12 protein-coding genes and 1 pseudogene are annotated in these 19332 nt (G+C 46.3%); 9 read left to right on the plus strand and 4 right to left on the minus strand.

The window, feature by feature from the left end; translation table 11 throughout:
• The first annotated feature begins 864 nt into the window (after positions 1-864).
• From QZW82_RS08795 to QZW82_RS08810, 4 genes and pseudogenes are all read left to right on the plus strand, one after another.
• Positions 865-1494, plus strand: a pseudogene (locus QZW82_RS08795) (IS607 family transposase).
• Positions 1433-2575, plus strand: coding sequence for a transposase (locus QZW82_RS08800; protein WP_293147366.1), 1143 nt, complete (start codon positions 1433-1435; stop codon positions 2573-2575). The pseudogene QZW82_RS08795 and the gene QZW82_RS08800 overlap by 62 nt, the downstream one beginning before the upstream one ends.
• Positions 2576-2657: 82 nt before the next feature.
• Complete coding sequence (ribD, locus tag QZW82_RS08805) at positions 2658-3833, plus strand: bifunctional diaminohydroxyphosphoribosylaminopyrimidine deaminase/5-amino-6-(5-phosphoribosylamino)uracil reductase RibD (RefSeq protein WP_293147131.1); 1176 nt, start codon at positions 2658-2660, stop codon at positions 3831-3833.
• Between the two features lie 52 nt (positions 3834-3885).
• Positions 3886-4497, plus strand: a complete 612-nt coding sequence (locus tag QZW82_RS08810; protein WP_293147133.1) for a hypothetical protein — start codon at positions 3886-3888, stop codon at positions 4495-4497.
• A gap of 509 nt (positions 4498-5006) precedes the next feature.
• Here QZW82_RS08810 and QZW82_RS08815 read toward each other — a convergent pair.
• Positions 5007-5921: a PPC domain-containing protein gene (locus QZW82_RS08815; protein WP_293147135.1), complete on the minus strand. Its 915-nt coding sequence runs from the start codon at positions 5919-5921 to the stop codon at positions 5007-5009.
• Positions 5922-6020: 99 nt separating this feature from the next.
• Here QZW82_RS08815 and QZW82_RS08820 point away from each other — a divergent pair, with 99 nt between their 5' ends.
• From QZW82_RS08820 to QZW82_RS08835, 4 genes are all read left to right on the plus strand, one after another.
• The gene (locus QZW82_RS08820) at positions 6021-7718 is read left to right on the plus strand and encodes an NAD(P)/FAD-dependent oxidoreductase (protein ID WP_293147137.1); all 1698 of its coding nucleotides are present in this window, start codon (positions 6021-6023) and stop codon (positions 7716-7718) included.
• A gap of 98 nt (positions 7719-7816) precedes the next feature.
• Positions 7817-8284: an FxLYD domain-containing protein gene (locus tag QZW82_RS08825; protein ID WP_293147139.1), complete on the plus strand. Its 468-nt coding sequence runs from the start codon at positions 7817-7819 to the stop codon at positions 8282-8284.
• Between the two features lie 344 nt (positions 8285-8628).
• Positions 8629-10419 (plus strand): ABC transporter ATP-binding protein, encoded by a 1791-nt coding sequence (locus QZW82_RS08830; protein ID WP_293147141.1) that lies wholly within the window; start codon positions 8629-8631, stop codon positions 10417-10419.
• Between the two features lie 259 nt (positions 10420-10678).
• The gene (locus QZW82_RS08835; protein ID WP_293147143.1) at positions 10679-10876 is read left to right on the plus strand and encodes a hypothetical protein; all 198 of its coding nucleotides are present in this window, start codon (positions 10679-10681) and stop codon (positions 10874-10876) included.
• Between the two features lie 132 nt (positions 10877-11008).
• Here the strand turns inward: QZW82_RS08835 and QZW82_RS08840 are convergent, their stop codons facing one another.
• Complete coding sequence (locus QZW82_RS08840; RefSeq protein WP_293147145.1) at positions 11009-15616, minus strand: NACHT domain-containing protein; 4608 nt, start codon at positions 15614-15616, stop codon at positions 11009-11011.
• Positions 15617-15990: 374 nt separating this feature from the next.
• On the opposite strand from QZW82_RS08840, the gene QZW82_RS08845 reads away from it, so the two are divergent.
• A complete protein-coding gene (locus QZW82_RS08845; RefSeq protein WP_293147148.1) occupies positions 15991-16347 on the plus strand; it encodes a hypothetical protein in 357 nt (118 codons plus the stop codon).
• A 206-nt stretch (positions 16348-16553) separates the two neighbouring features.
• Here QZW82_RS08845 and QZW82_RS08850 read toward each other — a convergent pair whose 3' ends face one another.
• A complete protein-coding gene (locus QZW82_RS08850) occupies positions 16554-17522 on the minus strand; it encodes a YegS/Rv2252/BmrU family lipid kinase (RefSeq protein WP_293147149.1) in 969 nt (322 codons plus the stop codon).
• A gap of 193 nt (positions 17523-17715) precedes the next feature.
• Positions 17716-19272, minus strand: a complete 1557-nt coding sequence (locus tag QZW82_RS08855; RefSeq protein ID WP_366664988.1) for a metallophosphoesterase — start codon at positions 19270-19272, stop codon at positions 17716-17718.
• Positions 19273-19332: the final 60 nt, after the last annotated feature.

The following is a 19332-nucleotide window of genomic DNA, read 5'->3' on the forward strand; positions in this document are numbered from 1 at the left end:
TTTAGTGACGATAAATGGAGCGAAGCAGGTCAGTAATTTAACCCAAGACCGCCAAGATATCTTGCGGCATTTAGGAGAGTATTGCTGTCAATACTATTTAATGTTTTCAAGTGAATAACGATTGAGATCGAGATGTAGATATTTGTGAATAATTTTCATTAATTAGTCAAGATAATTTGCTCTTGGCATCAGTTGCCATGCTTAAAAAAAATAATTAATCGCGATAATAAGCAATGTGAATATGTGAGGAAAAGTCAATTCTTTTAACTTACTTAATTTAGCTGAATTTAACAAGCTTCTGTGACGCTAACACTGCATAATTTCAGCCCAAAATAGTTTGGCTTCCCAGTTTTTATAACTGATAAAAAAATCCGACCCACATCTGCAGAATGTGGGCTGTAACAGAGGATGACAACATAAGTCACCTATCGGAACTTAAAGTAAAGGTGGAAGCTAAGGAAGCAGGGTTCAGGGCTAACTCAGCAAGTAAATTGATATCAGCCCTAAAGGTGATTTTTGACAAGCTGTAGCCCCCAAAATAGCCACCCACACACCGCCCTCCCTCGGGGCGGTTTTTCGTGACGCACCATCAGCTAGAATCTATCTAGAAAGCTATGACCCACAAGTAAGCTAGCTCAGCGCCTGAAACGAGGCAAATACGTTAGGTAAATAGAAAAAGTCTAGAAAGTAGAGTCAGAATGGCTGGAAAGGTATGTTTTATGTAAATTTCCACATCGCTGCTGGTTGTGCAAATAACCAGTTTCCCGCAACTCGCGACTGAAGCTGTTGTCACAAAGTAAACAATTTCCCATAAAGTCCTGGAAAATAGCGTCAAAATCAGGCAGTATATATCAAGAGTAAAAAATATTACCAGCGACGATCAAATATGTCACGCCGCGAAAAGCTTGCGAAATCCTGCAAGTCTGAGAGAAAACTCTTAGAAACAGGGAGCTTGCCGACAAAATATCAGCAATCAGAACCCCCTCCAACCAACGACACTAGGACATTGACAGCGTTCTCGGAACAGGACACAACCGAGTTATCGCCATCTACGCAAGAGTCAGTAGCTACAAATAACGAGAACACCTCGAACGACAAGTCAGCTACCTCCAAAATATCTACCCGCAAGCGGTCGTCTTCAAAGACATCGTCGCGGGCCTCAACTTCAAAAGAAAAGCACTGCTTGCCCTTTTGGGACAAGTCATGTCAGGAAATATCTCAACAATTGTGGTTGGACACCAAGACAGACTCGCAAGGTTGGGTAGCGACCTCATCAAATGGCTCTGCGAGCCAAACAATTGCCAACTCATGGTTCTCAGTAGAAACGAGCTGTCTTGTGAACGAGAAATGGTTGAACATATCCTTGCCATCATCCACGTCTTTAGTTGCCGAATCTACTCCCGGCGTAAATACAAATCTACTATCAAAGAAGATTCGAGTTTACCCAGAAACGGAGTTAGCAGCGAAATGGAGGACTTGGATTGCAGCAAGTAGATGGTGTTACAATCAAGCAATTGCTATCCTGAAAACAGAAAAGATTGGCAAGTATGACCTCAGAAAAAAGATTATGGACTCAGCTCCAATCTGGGTGTCCGAGCAACCTTACAACCCACGACAAATGGCAGTATTCCAAGCTTTTGAGGCACAAAAAGCTGCTAAAAAGTCAAAGGGTATCGCCAAATTTAGAAGCCGATTTGACCGTTCCCAGACTATCAGGTTTCAAGTCAGTAACTGGAAGTCTGGAACTTTTTACCCGCAAGCAACCAAAGGATTATCATTTAAAGTATCCGAACCAATTGCAGATGTAATGGAACATGAGCCAACGCTGTCACTAATCAATGGGCAATGGTTTATATGCTATGCAGTTGATACCGCAAAGTCTCTGCAAAACGAAAGCAGTTTAGCTATCGCCTTAGACCCTGGCGTTAGAACGTTTTTGACTGGATTTGACGGCAGTGATATCTTGGAGATAGGAAAAAATGATATTGGTCGTATCTACCGACTAGCAAGACATTTAGACAAATTGATGTCAAGAATAGGGCTGCACAAAGGAGGACAATTCAAACGATTGAGGTATTGCTTGAGAAAGTCAGCGACCCAGATTCGGATTCAGATTAAAAACTTAGTCAACGAGTTACACAAGAAGGCTGCTAAATACTTGGTGACCAAGTATAAAATTATTTTTTTGCCGACTTTTGAAACGCAGCAGATGGTAAAAAAGGGGAAACGAAAATTAGCGACAAAAACAGCTAGAGCCCTGGTCACTTTGAGCCATTATAGGTTCAAACAAATGTTGAAGCATCAAGCATCCAAATCTGGTTGTATTGTAGTAGACGTGACCGAAGAATACACATCCAAGACTTGTTCAAAATGTGGACACATTCACACAAAATTAGGTGGGTCTAAAAAGTTTAAATGTCCAGAATGCGGACACACTCTGGACAGAGATGTAAATGGCGCTTTCAATATTTTATTGAAAGCTTTGAGAGATACCTCCTTGACGGGAGAGCTTGCAGCTTTCTCTATCTTGCCATACACAGTAAGTTTGGGCTTAGTCCTAGATTTACCGGGTTAAATGTATCTGGCAGCTTTAATTAGCATTTTTAATTAGGATTAAAGTTCAGTACACTCAGGGATAGATACTATACCAAAATCTCATGGAAACTTTTGAGGCGGACGCTAAACCGATCGCCAACTTAGCTAATCGACAGCAGCAAGGTACAAAACAACTGGACAATAGCACAATTCAAGAGTTCGATCGAGCCATGATGCGCCGCTGCATAGAATTGGCCCGCCGCGCCCTCGGCAAAACCGCACCCAACCCCCTCGTCGGTTCCGTAGTTGTCCGAGACGGTAAGATTGTCGGCGAAGGGTTCCATCCCGGTGCCGGCCAACCTCACGCCGAAGTGTTTGCACTCCGGGAAGCGGGGGAACTTGCCGCCGGAGCGACTGTTTACGTGAACCTGGAACCTTGCAACCACTACGGCCGGACTCCTCCCTGTTCCGAAGCTTTAGTTAAGGCTAAGGTGGCAAAAGTAGTGGCTGGGATGGTCGATCCAAATCCATTGGTAGCTGGCACTGGGCTGGCGCGATTGCGGGATGCTGGCATTGAAGTGGTGGCGGGAGTGGAAGGAGAAGCTTGTCAGAAACTCAACGAGGCTTTCGTACACCGGATTTTGTACCGCCAGCCTTTCGGAATTTTGAAATATGCGATGACTTTAGACGGTAAAATTGCTACTACTACCGGTCACAGCGCTTGGGTGACAGGCGAGGAAGCTCGGAGCGAGGTACATCGGGTGCGTGCCGGCTGCGATGCGGTGATTGTTGGGGGAAATACGGTGCGTCTAGATAATCCGAAACTAACAAGCCACCAGCCTGACAGAAACAATCCCTTGCGGGTGGTAATGAGCCGCTCTCTGGATTTGCCGAAGTCGGCTTGGTTGTGGGAAACCTCCGTAGCGGCTACTTTGGTACTGACTGAGCCTGGGGTTAAGCCGGAATTTCAGGAATTTTTGATCGCCAAAGGGGTGGAAGTTGTGGAGTTGTCAACGCTGACACCGACTAATGTAATGACTTATTTGTACGATCGATCTTTTATGTCTGTACTGTGGGAGTGCGGTGGCACTTTGGCGGCTTCGGCAATTGCTGAAGGTGCAGTGCAGAAAATTATGGCTTTTATTGCTCCTAAAATTGTCGGCGGCCAAGGTGCTCCAACTCCTGTGGGAGATTTGGGCTTTTCAGCAATGACTGATGCTTTGACTTTGGAGCGGGTTTCTTGGCACGCGGTGGGTGCAGATTGTGTGGTGGAAGGCTATTTTAAAATTAAAGATTGAAAGTTAAAAGCGAGTCTTTTTAGTTTTGATTTTTAACTTTATAACTCCTTTTATGACTGAAATTCTGGTTTGGAGTTTGATGGTTGGCAGTCTCGGTTTGGAGGCCGCGATTCTGGGTGTCTTGGTGAGCCGCGAGCAATTGGCTGCGGGGCAAAAATGTGATGAGGAGGAGGAAGTTTTGACTCGGTACGAATCTCAAGAAGATAATTTGACTGCGCCTGAAAATGCGATCGCAAATGGCAATCCAAAATCCGATCGCAATCCTGATGATTTGACAGTTTGGGAGTACAAGATTGTCCGGGCTAGCAGCGATTTATTTCGCAATCCGGCGATTTTTCACAAGCTGTGTCGGGAAGAGGCGGAAGTTGGTTGGGTTTTGCTCGAAAAGCTCGATGACAGGCGGGTGCGGTTCAAACGTCCGATCGCGCTGAGGGATGCCCCGAGGTCGAATTTACCAACGTTTGACCCTTACCGCAGTCATTACGGCCCGATGTCGAATGCGATGACTTGGGCGGTGGCGATCGTGTTTTTGAGTGCGATCGTCCTTCCTGCTGTTTTGGGCTATGCTTTGGTGTCGGCTACTCTGACTAGAAGTCGCTCTAATTGGCCTCCGACACCGATTCAATCCATGCCTTCTCCCGGCGGCCCAACAACTAATAATTGAAACTTTGGGGAATGGGTAATTGGGAAGCTTGTTTTATAGCAAGTCTAAATCATTTGTGAACCAGGTTTGTTTGACGAACCGCGAAGGCGCGAAGTTCGCGTTCGGCGAAGCCGTTCCCGAAGGGTAGGAAGATAAGAAAAGAGTGTGTGTTCGCTTGATGGATTTAGGATTGCTATAGGGTGCATCTGGTTTTGACAAGGGCGAAGCATTTCGGCACATAATTTATCAGTGAGAATCAGATATTTACTGCCGAAATACTTCGCCCCTACGAGTATATTTTCAAAAATGAGATGCACCCGGCTAAGGTACGTAGTTGCGCTTCAGCGCTCTTTCCGGCGTTGCTGATTTGATGTAGGAAAATTATTTGCTATGATACTGAAACCTCTGTAAAGACGTAACAATGCTACGTCTCTACATTCCTATTCATACCTGAATTCAGCAATGCGCTCTTTCCTAATATTATAAAGAGCGCTAAAGCGCAACTACGTACCTAATACGTTAATTTGATTTTAAGTTTGGGGCGGTATTACTGACGGAGCGGATAGCAATCTTAAGTTGTAATCTGTATCGCCTTGAAATTGAGAAACGCGGACAAAATAAGTCCCCGCAGGCAATGCACCATTACTGATAACTTGTTCGGAAGTTATACCTAAATTGTTAGATGAAGCAATAATATCATCTAATCCAACGACGCCGTTACCGTTGAGATCCTGAATTAATTCTACATCCACATCTGCACTCAAACCATCTACTGTTGCACTAAAAAGGCTCGGAGTATTCAGGATGAAACTGTAAATGTTTGCTGCTTGGGTAGCGCCGACAAAATCGCTCGCAATTAGACTGTCTGTGAGAATTCCCAAATTTTCGGCTGCGCTCAAATCGTCGGCGGGAGCGGGGAGAGTGCTCAACAATCCTTCTTGTTGACCGAATTGAATGTAATGGTCGATCGCACTTTTGACTGCACCGCTGCTGACTGCTCCTGCGATCGCCGGATATCTTTCTAGATAAAACCTGGGATCGAAGAAAATGCTGGCTTTGCGGTTTTCAAATTGACCGACTTTTAAGTAGTGTTCAAAAGCGCTAAATTGATTGGTTTGGACTGCTGTCTGCACATCCGGGTTGCTTGTCAGATAAAAACCAATATCGAAGAAAGGGTTGGGGTTCCGCCGTTCAAATTGACCGAATTTAATAAAGTGCTGGGCGCCGGAAAATTTGTTTTTTTCGGCTGACACTGTGACATCTGAATTGGTATCTAAATAATAGCTGGCGTCAAACAGGGCATTAGGATCGCGATTTTCAAATTGGCCAATTTTTTCGTAGTGATCGAAGGGAGTCGATACTGTGCCTCTGGCGACTGCTACGGCGACATCTGGGTTGTTTTCAAGATAAAATTTGCTGTCGAACAGTGTTCTCAGGGTTAGCATTATTAAAAAAATCTCTTTGTACTTTAATCTGGAAAGTGCACAATCAAATTCGATCGAGAATCCAGTTTACATCATTTTTTTTGTGAGGGCGTCTCAATTATGGCTAAATCTGCACTGATGACAATGCTACGGCGCGCTGCGATTATTGCCCAAAAATCGAGGGAAACGGGCATTCCGGCTGATGAGTTACTGGGGATGCTGGCCGATCGCACTCCCAATTTTCCCATATCTCGGCGCGGGTTGCTGCATGGGGGTTTAGCTGCTGCGGGGGCTGTCGCTGCTGCGACTTTTACCCGCGAGGGAGCTTTTGCTCAGCAGCGCGGACGATCGCCCATTTTGGTTGTAGGTGCCGGAATTGCTGGTTTGACGGCTGCCTATCGGCTGCGCCAGGGGGGCGTGCGTGCCGATATCATTGAGGCAACTAACCGCGTGGGGGGGAGGATTCGCACGGTGCCTAAGGTGGCTGGAACGCAGATTTTCGCGGATGTGGGGGGAGAATTTATTGATACCGGCCATACTACTTTGATTTCCCTGGCGTCGGAATTGGGTTTGCGGGCGATCGACTTAGTTAACGTACAGCGGGCCTTTGTAAAGGATACTTTTTTCTTTCAAGGGCGCCGATTTTCTGTAGCGCAAATAATCGCAGATTTTGCGCCGCTAGCCAGTAAAATCAATGCTGATTTAAAGTCAGTTGGAGATGAATTTAGCTATCAAGATTTTACGGAAGCTGCGGAAAGATTGGACAATCTTTCGATCGCTGAATATCTAGAGCAAGGTAATACTAGCACGATTGTCCGGCAGTTGCTGCGCGTTGCTTACGCCACTGAATTCGGCAGAGATCCTGAGGAACAGTCGGCGTTGAATCTGCTGTTTTTGATAGGTACTGAAGCTGACAGTTTTCAATTGTACGGTAACAGCGACGAGCGCTATCAAATTGATGGCGGCAACAGTCAAATTGTCAACCGTTTAGCGGATAGGTTGTCTGGTTCGATCGAGACGGGGACAATTTTGGAAGCGATTACTCTGTTACCGGATGGCCGCTATCGGGTTAATTTGCGATCGGGACAAAGCGCCTTCGATCGCACTTACGAACGAGTTTTATTAGCTTTGCCCTTCAGCACTCTGCGAGACGTTAAAATTAACGTACCTTTGCCCCAACCGAAGCGCAGGGCGATCGAGCAGTTGGGCTACGGTACTAATTCTAAGTTAATTACCGGCTACCGCAGCCGAATTTGGCGAGATACTTATCAATCGACTGCTTCTGTGTTTACCGATTTAGGATTCCAAAACACCTGGGAAGCTACGCCTTTTGCTCCTACTGCTAATGCTTTAGTTACTGAGTTTACAGGAGGAAAGCAGGGTTTGGCGATCGGTGCGGGAACTCCCGAAGAGCAAGCACAAAGATTTTTGGGACAATTTGATAGAGTTTTCCCCGGAGTTAGAAACTTGAGAACCGGCAAAGCTGTCCGAGCTTTTTGGTCGGGAGAACGTTTTTTTAAAGGTTCTTATTCCTGTTATTTAGTCGGACAGTGGACGCAAATGTATGGCGTAGAAGGCGAACGATTTGGCAATTTATATTTTGCTGGCGAACACACTTCGCTGGAAAATCAAGGTTACATGGAAGGCGGTTGCGAAACTGGACAAAGGGCGGCTGTGGAAATTTTGCAAGACTTGGGTTTAATCGCTTCTGCTGATGCTGTGAATGCTCGAAGTGCTAGCAGTTTGAACCAGCGCCGTCCCAGTCGGAAAGTTCCCGGAGCGCGGAATCTTCGCAATAGGAAGCCGAGGATTAGATAATCCAGTTTAGGTACGTAGTTGCGCTTAAGCGCTCTTTCCTAATATTATAAAGAGGGCTAAAGCCCAACTACATACCTTAATTAATTATGAGAGTTCCGTTGATACTAACCTTATCAATCTTGCTAATCTCGCAAATCTCAGCTAACCCTTTGCTGGCAGATTCTACAAATACCAAAATTCAAATTTCACAAATTGACGAACCATTTTGCTACATGAAAACCCCCGACGGCAAAACCGTAGACTTAGGGAAACTTTGCGAAAAACTGCCAACTCCTAAAACCGCTCAAACTTGCGTTGCTGGTGCAAACATGGCGGCAAAAGTATCAATTGCCCAGGCAAATTATGATGGCAAAATTTTTAGCGGTAAAGTGTTCAATCAAGGCTGCAAAACAATCAAGAATGTGAAAGTCAATTATGAAGTTTTGGACGAGTCAGGTAATTTAATTGATAACGGATTTATCGACACTCTACCAGCTACTCTTGCACCCGGAGAGTCAGCAGCCTTTCGGGGCGCAGTTGTCGCGGGGACTAAGGTGCAGGCGACTCATGCAGATGCTCAGGAATGATTGTCGAGTGTTTAGCCGATCGCTGCTATCATATTTTGGCTCAGATATCTCTAATTATCGCTCAAAGGTCGGCTCGCGCTTGGATCAAGGTACGTACTTGCAATCTTTGCGCTTTTTCCTAATCTTATAAAGAGCGCTCAAGCGCAACTACGTACCTAATTTGTCTGACGACAATAAAACCACCCTGCCTAAATCCCCGTCAATTCGGGGGACGAAAGAGAATAATCTTGTCCCCCCCTTATTAAGGGGGGTTAGGGGGGATCTCCGGGTTTGAAAATACCCTATGGGGATGGAAATGCGTAAATCCCAATCTCTAAAAACAGAACTTGCGAGGGCAAAATATCTTGAAAACTCGATCGACATACTGGCAAATCTTACCCTACCTCCGTCCCCAAAAACAAACCATCGGTAAAGCATTAGCTTGTACCGTAGTCTTTACCATATTTTGGCCGATAATCGCGTGGCTGGTTGGCGAAACAGCCAAATTTATAGGCAAAGGAGATTTACAAGGATTCGCGCAAATTGCGGCACTCAGCGCAGTTATATTTTTAGTTCGCGGTACAGCCCAGTACGGTCAAGATACGCTGATGGCAAAAGCAGCCTTGACTATTGCTTTAGAAATCCGCAAAAAAGTCTACTCCCACCTCCAAAAACTCGATATCGGCTACTTTGAAACCGCCAAAACCGGAGACTTATCCTACCGCCTCACAGAAGATATCGATCGGATTGGTGAAGTTGTAAATAAATTTTTTCATCAGTTTATTCCTTGTGTTTTGCAGCTAATTGCAGTCATGGGATATATGATTTATCTCAACTGGCAATTAACCTTGGGTGCATTAATTATTGCACCGCTGATGGCAATCTTAATTGGCTGGTTTGGCGAAAGACTGCTGAGTTATTCGCGCCAAAGTCAAAATCGCATTTCTGATTTATCAGCTTTGCTGACAGAAGTATTTAGCGGCATTCGTTTAATCAAAGCGTTTGTAGCAGAAGATTACGAAATTGCCCGCTTTGCAGAAGAAGCGGAACAAAACCGCCGCGCGAAGTATTTGTCGGAACGAGTAAAAGCACTTCAGTTCGTCGTAGTTGGCTTTCTGGAAGCGATGAGCGTGATTTTGCTGTTTTTCTTGGGAGGTTGGCAAATTGCTCAAGGAAATCTCACTGGTACGCAATTTATCAGTTATATCGCAGGAGTAGCGCTGTTAATCGATCCGATCGCAATTACCACTGCAAATTACGGCGATTTCAAGCAGGGAGAGGCTTCTAGCGATCGCATTTTTGAGCTTTTAGCCATTGAATCTACGGTAGTCGAGAAGCCGGGTGCGATCGAACTTCCCCATGTTACCGGCAAAGTCGAATACCGCAACATTAATTTTGCCTACCCTTCTCAACCTCTACTTGATAAGGAGGGAAAACAGCTTCAACCCCCCCTTGATAAGGGGGGGCAAGGGGGGGTTCCGATTTTGCAAAGTATGAGTTTGCTGGTACTTCCTGGAGAAATGATAGCCCTTGTCGGCGCATCCGGTGCGGGAAAAACTACGTTAGTAAATTTGTTGCCCAGATTTTACGATCCGCAAGCTGGACAAATTTTTATTGACGGGATTGATATTCAAGATGTGACATTAAATACACTGCGCCGACAAATCGGAATTGTGCCGCAAGAAACTATTTTATTTTCGGGTACAATTGCTCAAAATATTGCTTTTGGTCAGTCTTATTATGAACTAAAAGATGTGCAAAAAGCGGCGGAAATTGCCAACGCCCATCAGTTTATTAGTGAGTTTCCCGACGGTTATCAAACTTGGGTGGGAGAAAGGGGAGTAAACTTATCTGGCGGTCAAAAACAAAGAATTGCGATCGCCCGTGCAGTTCTGCTCGCTCCCCGAATTCTCATCCTCGATGAAGCTACTTCAGCGCTAGATTCGGAGTCGGAAGCTTTGGTGCAGGAGGCCTTGGAAAGATTGATGCGCGATCGCACTGTGTTTATTATCGCGCACCGTTTGGCGACTGTGCGGAAGGCTGACAGAATTTTGGTCTTGGAAAAAGGTAGAGTGATGGAATCGGGGACGCACGAGGAATTGCTCGAAAAGGGCGATCGATATGCTCGTTATTACGCTCAACAATTTAGTCAATAGGATAGATTATTCTTTAGTCCGCGAAGGCGGACTTTGTTTGTGTAGAAGCGGTTTCAACCGCCGATTAACTTACGCACTACGACCAAAGAAACCGGGTTTTTGGCAGTTTCTCCCGTGGGTAACGAAGTCTTCTCGAAAAAACCCGGTTTCTGACCACTCGTGCGTAAGCCCTATGAGAAATAGCACTATGAGGAGTCGATTTAAAAGTTGAGGTGCGAGTTGATATAAGATGGAAGGAGCTAGATTTAGAGGTCATCTGATGTCACAAATTAAACAGCGCCTTCTAGAAGCGATCGAGCGGACTCCTGAACCGCTTTTAGAACAAATCCTAGCCTTCCTAGAATTTTTGACCAGTCGGACACAAACCGCGATCGTCCCAGACTTCGACTCAGATTTTGACTCAGACGAGGAAATCCAAACGGCGATCGCACAATACCAAGCAGACTCAGACGAATAAATTTTTCAAATCTCAACCCTTGCCCTTCTTCCTATTTAAAGCGATCGCGATACAATTAGCACTGGCTTGGAGTCCCGATGGACAAACTTGCGCTAGTGGCAGTTCAGATGAATTTATCGGTAAATCCTATAATTAATTTTCCACAGCCCCTAAAGCTTTGAGTGTGGCTTTTTCAACTTCCGTTAAACCCGTAACTCCCGTGATATTCATCTCCTCATAAGGTCTGTCACTTTTCAGTATTTTGAGGCACTCACCCGTCGCAACATCCCAAATCATAATTGTGCCATCCCGACTGCAAGCAGCAATAATTTTTCCATCTGAACTGAAGGCAACTGAGTTAATTCTACTGGTATGACCTTGCAAGATTTTTCGACATTCACCTGTACGAATATCCCATAATCTTACCGTTCCATCTACACTTCCACTAGCAACTATTTCACCAGAATAACTAAAGGCAACTGAACGTATCCAATCAGTATGTCCCTGCAAAATTTGGAGGCATTCACCGCTGCGGACATCCCACAATCGGATTGTGCGATCGACACTTCCACTGGCAAGTATTTCACCGTTGTGGCTAAAGGCGATTCCGCGTGCCCAACCCGTATGCGCCTGCAAAATTTGGAGGCATTCACCACTATGGATATCCCACAGTCTCACCGTTCCGTCAAAACCTGCACTGGCAAATATCTCGCCCAAAAAACTGAAAGCAACCGAGTATACAAAATTGTTATGCCCTTGCAAGGTTTTGAGGCATTCGCCAGTAACGATATCCCACAGCCTCACCGTTTGTTTATAACCTGCACTCGCAAGTATTTCACCATTTGGACTGAATGTGATCGACCGTACTTCATTGCCAAATTCTGGCAAAGTATGAAGGCATTCACCACTGCGAATATTCCACAGCCTCAATGTTTCGTCATAACTACCGCTGGCAAGTATTTCACCGTTTGGATGGAAGGCAACTAAGTGTACCCGATCGAGATGCCCCTGCAAGATTTGGAGGCACTCACCAGTGTTGACATCCCACAGCCTGACTTTTTTCTCGTCATCGCCGCTGGCCAGCATTTCACCGTTGGGACTGAAGGCGATCGACATTACTTGATTGCTATACCCTTGCAGTGTATTCAAGCATTCACCGCTGTTGATATCCCACAGATTCAGCGTTTGGTCGTAACTACTGCTAGCAAGTATGTCACCCCCAGGATGGAAGGCGACTGACCCTACTTGATTGCTATGTCCTTGCAAAGTATTCAAGCATTCACCAGTGCGGATATCCCACAGCTTTGCAGTGCGATCGTAACTTCCACTTGCAAGTATTTCGCCATTTGGGCTAAAGGCGATCGACCGTATTTGATCGAAATGTCCCTCCAAAGTTTTGAGACATTCACCGCTACCGATATTCCACAGCTTCACTGTTTTGTCGCCACTCCCAGTAGCAAGTATTTCACCAGTAGAATTGAAAACAACTGAAAACACATTTTTAGTATGTCCCTCAAATATCTTTAGACATTCACCACTGTTGATATTCCATACCCTTATTGTTTGGTCACCACTCCCAGTAGCAAGTATCTCACCACCAGGATGGAAAGCCACTGAAAATCCCACTTTAGTATGGTCTTGCAAAATCTTGCAGCATTCGCTAGTACGAATATCCCATAACCTTACCGTGCCATCAAAACTCCCACTGGCGAGTATATTTCCATCAGGATTGAATCTGACAGACATTACTGATTCGGTATGTCCCTGCAAAACTTTTAAACATTCACCAGTTTTGACATCCCATAACTTAATTGTTTTGTCATAACTTCCGCTAGCAAGTATCTTGCCATCAGAACTGAAGGCAACTGACTCCACTACGTTGCTATGTCCTTTACAGGTCAATATTTCTCTGCAACTGCTAGCTTCCCACAAGCGAACTATGCCATCAGTATCACCTGTAGCTAACAGTTTGCCATCAGGACTAAACATTACTGACCGAATACTGCTGAAGATTTTAGTAAAATCAGAATTAGCTAAATTTGCTTCAGCAAAATTGACGCGGCGCAGACTAGCATTTGTAAAATCAGCACCTAAAATAACTGCACGAGAAAGGTCTTTTGTTTCTAACGCAGTCTTATCGATTTTCAGCAACAGCGTCGCCGCATTTCCCCCCACATAACCTACTTCACTTTCAGTTTTTCCCCGCGTTGCTTCCAGAATTTCAAGTAGGGGCGACTTCTCTAAAGCCCCCCTTCTTAAGGGGGGTTGGGGGGATCTCTCCTGGCTAATATCGTCACTATCCTCTCTTTCTAATAGGAATTCGGGGGATCTCTCGTTACTAGCCACGTCAAGATCCCCCCCGGCCCCCCTTAATAAGGGGGGAGAAATTGTATCCAACATCGGTAACAACAAATCCATCACTGCTTTTGTCAGCCGCGCTTGTCCAAAACTCTGACGGAGTTGCCCTAAATCTTCAGCAGCAAATCCCTGCAAAGCTGCGATAAGTTGATTCTGATTTCTCTTTTCCGCCTGAAGCCGACAATAATTAGACCAAGTGTATAATTGAGCCTCAACATCAGGATTTACACAAGACTGTTCCGGCGCGACTAATTCGGTAAAATCTGCTGCCAAAACTCCCAATTCCGCTGCAAATTTATAAGCAACAAAAAACTCTAATAACGAACGGTGCGCTGGAGTATAATCGCCATCGGCATTGCGGATCAGCATGGTTTGACCCATCATGTCATAATGCCAGTGGTCTAAGTCTTTTTCCTCTTGGACTATGGAACCAAACAGGCCTCGAATGCGATCGGGAAAACCGCGATAATTGAGGCTCATTTGGTCGGTAGACAGCATTTCCCACGATAACTCGCACAAAAAGTAAAGCTTATCTGCTAAAGAAGTAAAGGTGCGATCGGCTTTGATATCTCTCTCTATTTTCCGCCGCACCGCATACAGATAGATTCGCGACATATCCACTGGTTTACCAGCTTCAATATCGGGCAATGCTTCCAAAATTAACTCGGTCATCACCGGGCGACGCGCTAAATCCAATAGCTGCGGGTTTTTCATCACTTTTTCGACAGTAGCCGTTTCTGTTTGAAATGACAGCGCTTGCCGAATTTGCTCGTCGTTAAATTTCTCTAATTCTACTACTTCAAATTGGGGAATTTCGCCTGTTAAAATAGTTGTTGATGCTTGCAGTTCTGCATTGAACAATGCCCGTCCTTCCTTGCCTTCGGGAAAGTGTTCGGTACGGCAAGTCAGGATGACTTTTGCGCCGGGAACCACTGCTTTTGCTAGTTCCCAGAAGTTGTTGATGGTTTCTTGCCGATCGCACTTTGCGGCCATTTCATCAAAACCATCGAAAATCAACAGAAACTTACCCATCCGATTCAGTTGTTCAAAGGCCGAATAACCCGCCAAAGGTATCTCGTGTTTCCGAAAGAAAAACTCGGAGAATAGCGACTCGACACTAACCGCTTTTGCATAATCTCGCAGCGGAATTACTAACGGCAACCTCGGACGTTCCAAGCCGCGCTTTTGAGCTTGTTTGTAGCGTTGTAGCGCCATCCAAGCATAGTGCATGGCAAACCAAGTTTTCCCGGTTCCAAATTCTCCTAAAACTGAAATATGTTCTTTTACTGGGTCATTCAACCACAGGTCAATATAACCTTCGATCCAGCCATCTCGCCCATCATAATGACTCACACCTATCTTGCGCTGAGTATCGGGGTCGATTTCTTCTTTCGTACAAGCTAGCGGCACATATTTGGTATCAATTCCTCGGCTGGTAATTTCAGTTTCTAACCAATCCAGATAAGCAGTAAAATCGGCATCTTGATCCAGCAATTCATCGAAGGTATAGCAAGCTAAATCGCGATTTTCATCTTTTTTTATCTCATCCCGCGCGGCGCGACTGATGCGGCGGGCGGTGACTAACCAGCCTTCATCGGTGCGCTGTCTTTCCACCGACTCGCGCAGGGCCAAGATGTCCTTAATTCCGGCTTCTCCGGCTATGCCGCGCACTAAAATGCGATCGTACTTTTTGCGTCTCACCGGAACATCGATAATCCATTCAAAATAATTATCTTCCGAGATTTGATAGGTTTCAAATTGATAATTTAAGGTTTCAAACCAACCGCGAACTTGTTGTGATAAAATGAAAGCTTGAGACTTTTGAATATTCGTTGATGCTGCTGCCGGAAGTGCGGGAACATCTTCGGCTTCCAACCGCGCAAACTCGGTGCGAATTCCTTCCAGCGTGGGCAGGCGTTCGATGCGATCCATTACCAGAGATAGGCGTTTTTGCAAAGAGGCGATCGCATTTCCCGTCATCACATCACCCAGTGTCCGCGTCCGCTTGGCTACTTCCATAAACACGGCAGCAAATGCCATGAATTCCCGCCTGGGGTCAATCCCTAAATCTCGAAGTTCTTTGCCCAAAGCACTTTCGTTGAGAAACTCATCGCCTGCTTGAATTAAAATGGCTGGGCTATCGGACTCGAAGGCTTTGCGAAAAGCTGATTTAATCTCTTTTTGGCGAAATAGTTCTAGAATTTGTTTGGGTTTGCCAGCGCCGTATTCTACTAAAGTATAAACGTAAACTCCGCTAAAATCTGCGGGCGGAGAATCCGGGTCGAGGTTAAATCTTTTTAATAATTTGATGACTGTTTCGTTGCGCTGAAACTTGTCTTTGATGGTGCCGAAGGGAATGGCTGTCAAGAGACTGATAACGGAGTCGAGACTAATTGGGATCATTTAGGCTTTCCTGTTTTTCCGTGGGATTAACGCTCAAATCTAGAATCGGTAGGCTGTGTCCCTGAAATGCGCTGCGGGCGATCGCACATTGCTCTATTTTTATGTTAACAGGATTTACGCGCTTCAACCAAAGAAACCGGGTTTTTACCGAATCTGTGGGCTGCAACGCGTCTTTTCGTGAAAAACCCGGTTTCTGACCAACCGTTGGCAAGTTATATCCAGTTAACTAACTTAGCATTTTTTTCTCGATTTGACAACTCCAAAACAGAGGAACAGCCGACATATATTGTAGTACAAAAAGCTTTGATATTAGTTGTCGTTTCATCGATTTAAAAGTTAAAATATAGATAACTAACAAATAAATTTTCCTATCTATGAAAATACAATCTTCTGTCTTAGTCCACCTGGGATTTGGCAAATATGTACGCTCCGATCGAGTAACAGCAGTAATCCCAATTGAAGAAGAACGGGGCCCGGGACGGCGCACTTTCGTGCACGTAGACGGCGAAGCAGACCCGATCGTTGCTTCGCGCGCCGAAGATACAATTGTTCGCGATTTGGTGCAGGAACCGCGCGAAATAACTCAAGCCCGCCAGCAACAAGAAATCCTCCAAGATTTGCTGGCAGATTTGAACAATGTTAACGTCACCGTGCGCCGCATCAGTCGCGATGAAGGCGGCCTCGATCTCGAACGTTTGGAGCGCCGGATTCGCCAAATCTTAGAGGCATAAAAAGAAAAGACCGCCCGCGCGGTCTTAAGGTACGTAGTTGCGCTTCAGCGCTCTTTCATATCAAAGAAAAGAGCGCTAAAACAAAAGACCGCCTGTGCGGTCTTAAGGTATGTAGTTGCGCTTCAGCGCTCTTTCATATATATAAGAAAGAGCGCTGAAGCGCAACAACGTACCTAGCGCTAAAGCGCAACTACGTACCTAAAGGTTTAACTTAAGGGTTTCATTGTCACTTCAATGTCAGCTAAACCTGTCAGTTTTTCCACGGGTACATCTTCTTCAACTGGCGGTATGAAAATAGTTAAACCTCCGGGAATACACTCAATTGAAAGCGGAGTCATGCCGACAATTTCTCCATCTACAACCACTTTTTGAGGCGGATCGGCACTGATTTTTACTTTTTTTGCGCGCAAATAACCGATGTCGTCGCGATCGGTAGGATTGCCGCTCAAAGCTGTTTGCAACAGGTGGTAAGAAGCTGCGATCGCCCCAGCTTTATTTTGAGGCGCCACCAGCGTCACGTCCAGCAAGCCGTCATCAAAAATAATCCCGGCGGGGCCTTGAGCTAAAATGGAAGTAGGCGGCGCTGCATTCGCCACTGTCACGGCCACCGCAGTAACGGTGATGATTTTATCTTCGGTTTCGATTTCGGCTTCAAATCTTTCTAAATTGTTTAACTGTTTGATTCCCGAGAGAATGTAGGCCAGCATTCCCCAGCGATTCTTCATTTCGCGATCGGCTAATTCGACAGTTTCCGCCTCAAAACCCACTCCAGCTAACAAAACCATCGGCATTTTACCGTTACACATCCCCGCATCCACCACCCGCGTCAACCCTCCCAAAATAGTTTCGCAGGCTGTGTCAATTGTATTGGGAAGGTCTAAAGCATTAGCAAAAGCATTCGCAGTTCCCCGCGATATAATTCCTAAAGGAATATTTGTGCCCACTATCGCCCCGGCTACCGCTGATAATGTGCCGTCGCCCCCGGAAGCAATAATTTCTTCAACTCCTCTAGCAACTGCTTCGCGGGCGAGTTGATCTGCATCTAATTCTGGCGTTGTCAGTCGAATGTCTAAGTCAATAAACGGCTCTAAAAGTTCCTTAATTCTAGCTAAGTCTTGGTCGGGGTCGCTGTTGCCGGCGACGGGATTAAAGATTAGGCAGGCTGAACGTTTCATAGTTGGTAATGGGTAAGGGGTATATGATATCTGGTAGACTGAAACAGGTTCGATCGTTCGGACTTCAGTCCTTATTTTCCTGAGGACTAAAGTCCCCACTACAAACCTAAAACCAAATAGGTTCGATCGTTCGGACTTTAGTCCTTCTTTTTCTGAGGACTGAAGTCCGAACGATCAAACCTAGAAACGACAGTTAAATCACAAAAGGTTCGATCGCGATTTCCTGCCATTTCCCTTCAAATCGTTCGACAACCAAAGGCCGAACTCTGAACTTGGGGGGAGTCCCGTCAAGAACATCAATCCGCAAACACGAATAAGGACGGCGTTTGTGGGAACCTTCACCGCTGCGCCCGATAAATAGCAAAGATTCCGCTACCCGCCGGCTGGCTGTTTCAGCACCAGCCTCGCGCGCCAACCCATAAGCTTCCGGGCTCGATGCTTCCTGCAATATCGGCCCTTCGACACGCTGACGCCGCAGGCTGTGGCCGCTTCCCCCGCAGACAATCCAATTAATCCCAGAGTCGCCGTGTCCGGTATCCCCAGTGCGCAGGTATTCCAAACAGTGGGCGTGGCCTGTGAGTACCAAATCTACTAGGGGACGCCCCCGCGCTGCTTTCCCAACTGCATCGGCCACCGCATCGAGAACCTCCCGCAATCGCAACCGCACTGCCAAAGTTTGAGCTTGATTCCACTTTGTCGCCTCGGTTACGTAGGGGGGATGGTGCAGGTAAATTACCCGCCCCCGCACCTGAGAATCGCCCCAAGACTCAATCAATCGCCTTTTGAGCCATTCGAGTTGTTCAACATCTGTGGATGCTGTTCTGTCGGGCGACAGTTGTTTGTCGATATCCATCAGCATTTCGTCAACTTGCTCTAATTTGGCGCGCAAGTCGTCTAGCTGTTCGGCTGCTTCGGGAATTTCCGGGTTGAGCCGATCGGACATTTCGAGCATTTCCAATTTTTCTTGTTCCAACTTTTGCCGATCGAGTTCCAAATTTTGGCGGTGAATGTCGCCCTGTTTGGTTTTCGGGATCGGTAAGGGTTCGTTGAAGGTATTGGAGTCGAGGGCGAAGAAGTCGATACCCCCGCTGCGAAACGTGTAATAGCGGTTGGGTAAGCGGGTAAAGCGTCCGGGTTGGTAGCGGATGCAGCGGCCTGTGCTGGTGCTGGCGGTGTAGTGGGCGTCTAGGTGCCGATCGAGCTCTCCCGGCAATTTGTGAGCTTTCAGGTAGTCGAGAAAAGCTTTGGCGTAGGCATTTCCGATCTCCGAACCGTGCCAGCCGACATCAAGATCCAACTTGGAACCCAACAGCCTCCGCAGCGGCAAAGCTGTCGCCGAGAGAATTCCGTAGAATATGGGCAAGTCGTAGTAGTCGTGGTTTCCCGGTACGGGCAAAAACGGAAAGTTGAACACCATGCGATCGTAAGCAATCCGAGATGGGTGCTCGCCACCGACGATAAACTCTCGGTAGGGGCGAATAAAGTTTTGCAAGTAATATTCGCTGGAACCCACGAGATAAACTACATCGCCCGTATGCAGAGCAAAACGGCAACTTTGTCGTTCCGAGAGCATCAACTCGGCAACCTGCCGCTGCGGGTTGTGGCCGCGGTGGTTGCCCGTGCCGCTGTCGCCTGCGACTAAAAATGAAAACTCTGGAGAGTCTGGAACTCCATCGTCCAAAACCATCTTAGTTTGGTCAATTCCCCGATCAGCGATCGACTTTTCTTCCCACCGCACCCGCTCGTTCATTTTGCGGATTTTGACTGTTATTCGCGGGTCGGACACGAATTTCACGCCACCTAGTCTCCC

Origin of the sequence: Microcoleus sp. bin48.metabat.b7b8b9.023 (assembly GCF_013299185.1) — a bacterium.
Lineage (GTDB): Bacteria > Cyanobacteriota > Cyanobacteriia > Cyanobacteriales > Microcoleaceae > Microcoleus.

Coding starts and splice junctions, on each gene's coding strand:
- QZW82_RS08815 (WP_293147135.1), bottom strand. CDS start 5,921: ATGCTAACCCTGAGAACACTGTTCGACAGCAAATTTTATCTTGAAAAC.
- QZW82_RS08845 (WP_293147148.1), top strand. CDS start 15,991: ATGAAAATACAATCTTCTGTCTTAGTCCACCTGGGATTTGGCAAATAT.
- QZW82_RS08835 (WP_293147143.1), top strand. CDS start 10,679: ATGTCACAAATTAAACAGCGCCTTCTAGAAGCGATCGAGCGGACTCCT.
- QZW82_RS08810 (WP_293147133.1), top strand. CDS start 3,886: ATGACTGAAATTCTGGTTTGGAGTTTGATGGTTGGCAGTCTCGGTTTG.
- ribD (WP_293147131.1), top strand. CDS start 2,658: ATGGAAACTTTTGAGGCGGACGCTAAACCGATCGCCAACTTAGCTAAT.
- QZW82_RS08840 (WP_293147145.1), bottom strand. CDS start 15,616: ATGATCCCAATTAGTCTCGACTCCGTTATCAGTCTCTTGACAGCCATT.
- QZW82_RS08855 (WP_366664988.1), bottom strand. CDS start 19,272: ATGAACGAGCGGGTGCGGTGGGAAGAAAAGTCGATCGCTGATCGGGGA.
- QZW82_RS08820 (WP_293147137.1), top strand. CDS start 6,021: ATGGCTAAATCTGCACTGATGACAATGCTACGGCGCGCTGCGATTATT.
- QZW82_RS08850 (WP_293147149.1), bottom strand. CDS start 17,522: ATGAAACGTTCAGCCTGCCTAATCTTTAATCCCGTCGCCGGCAACAGC.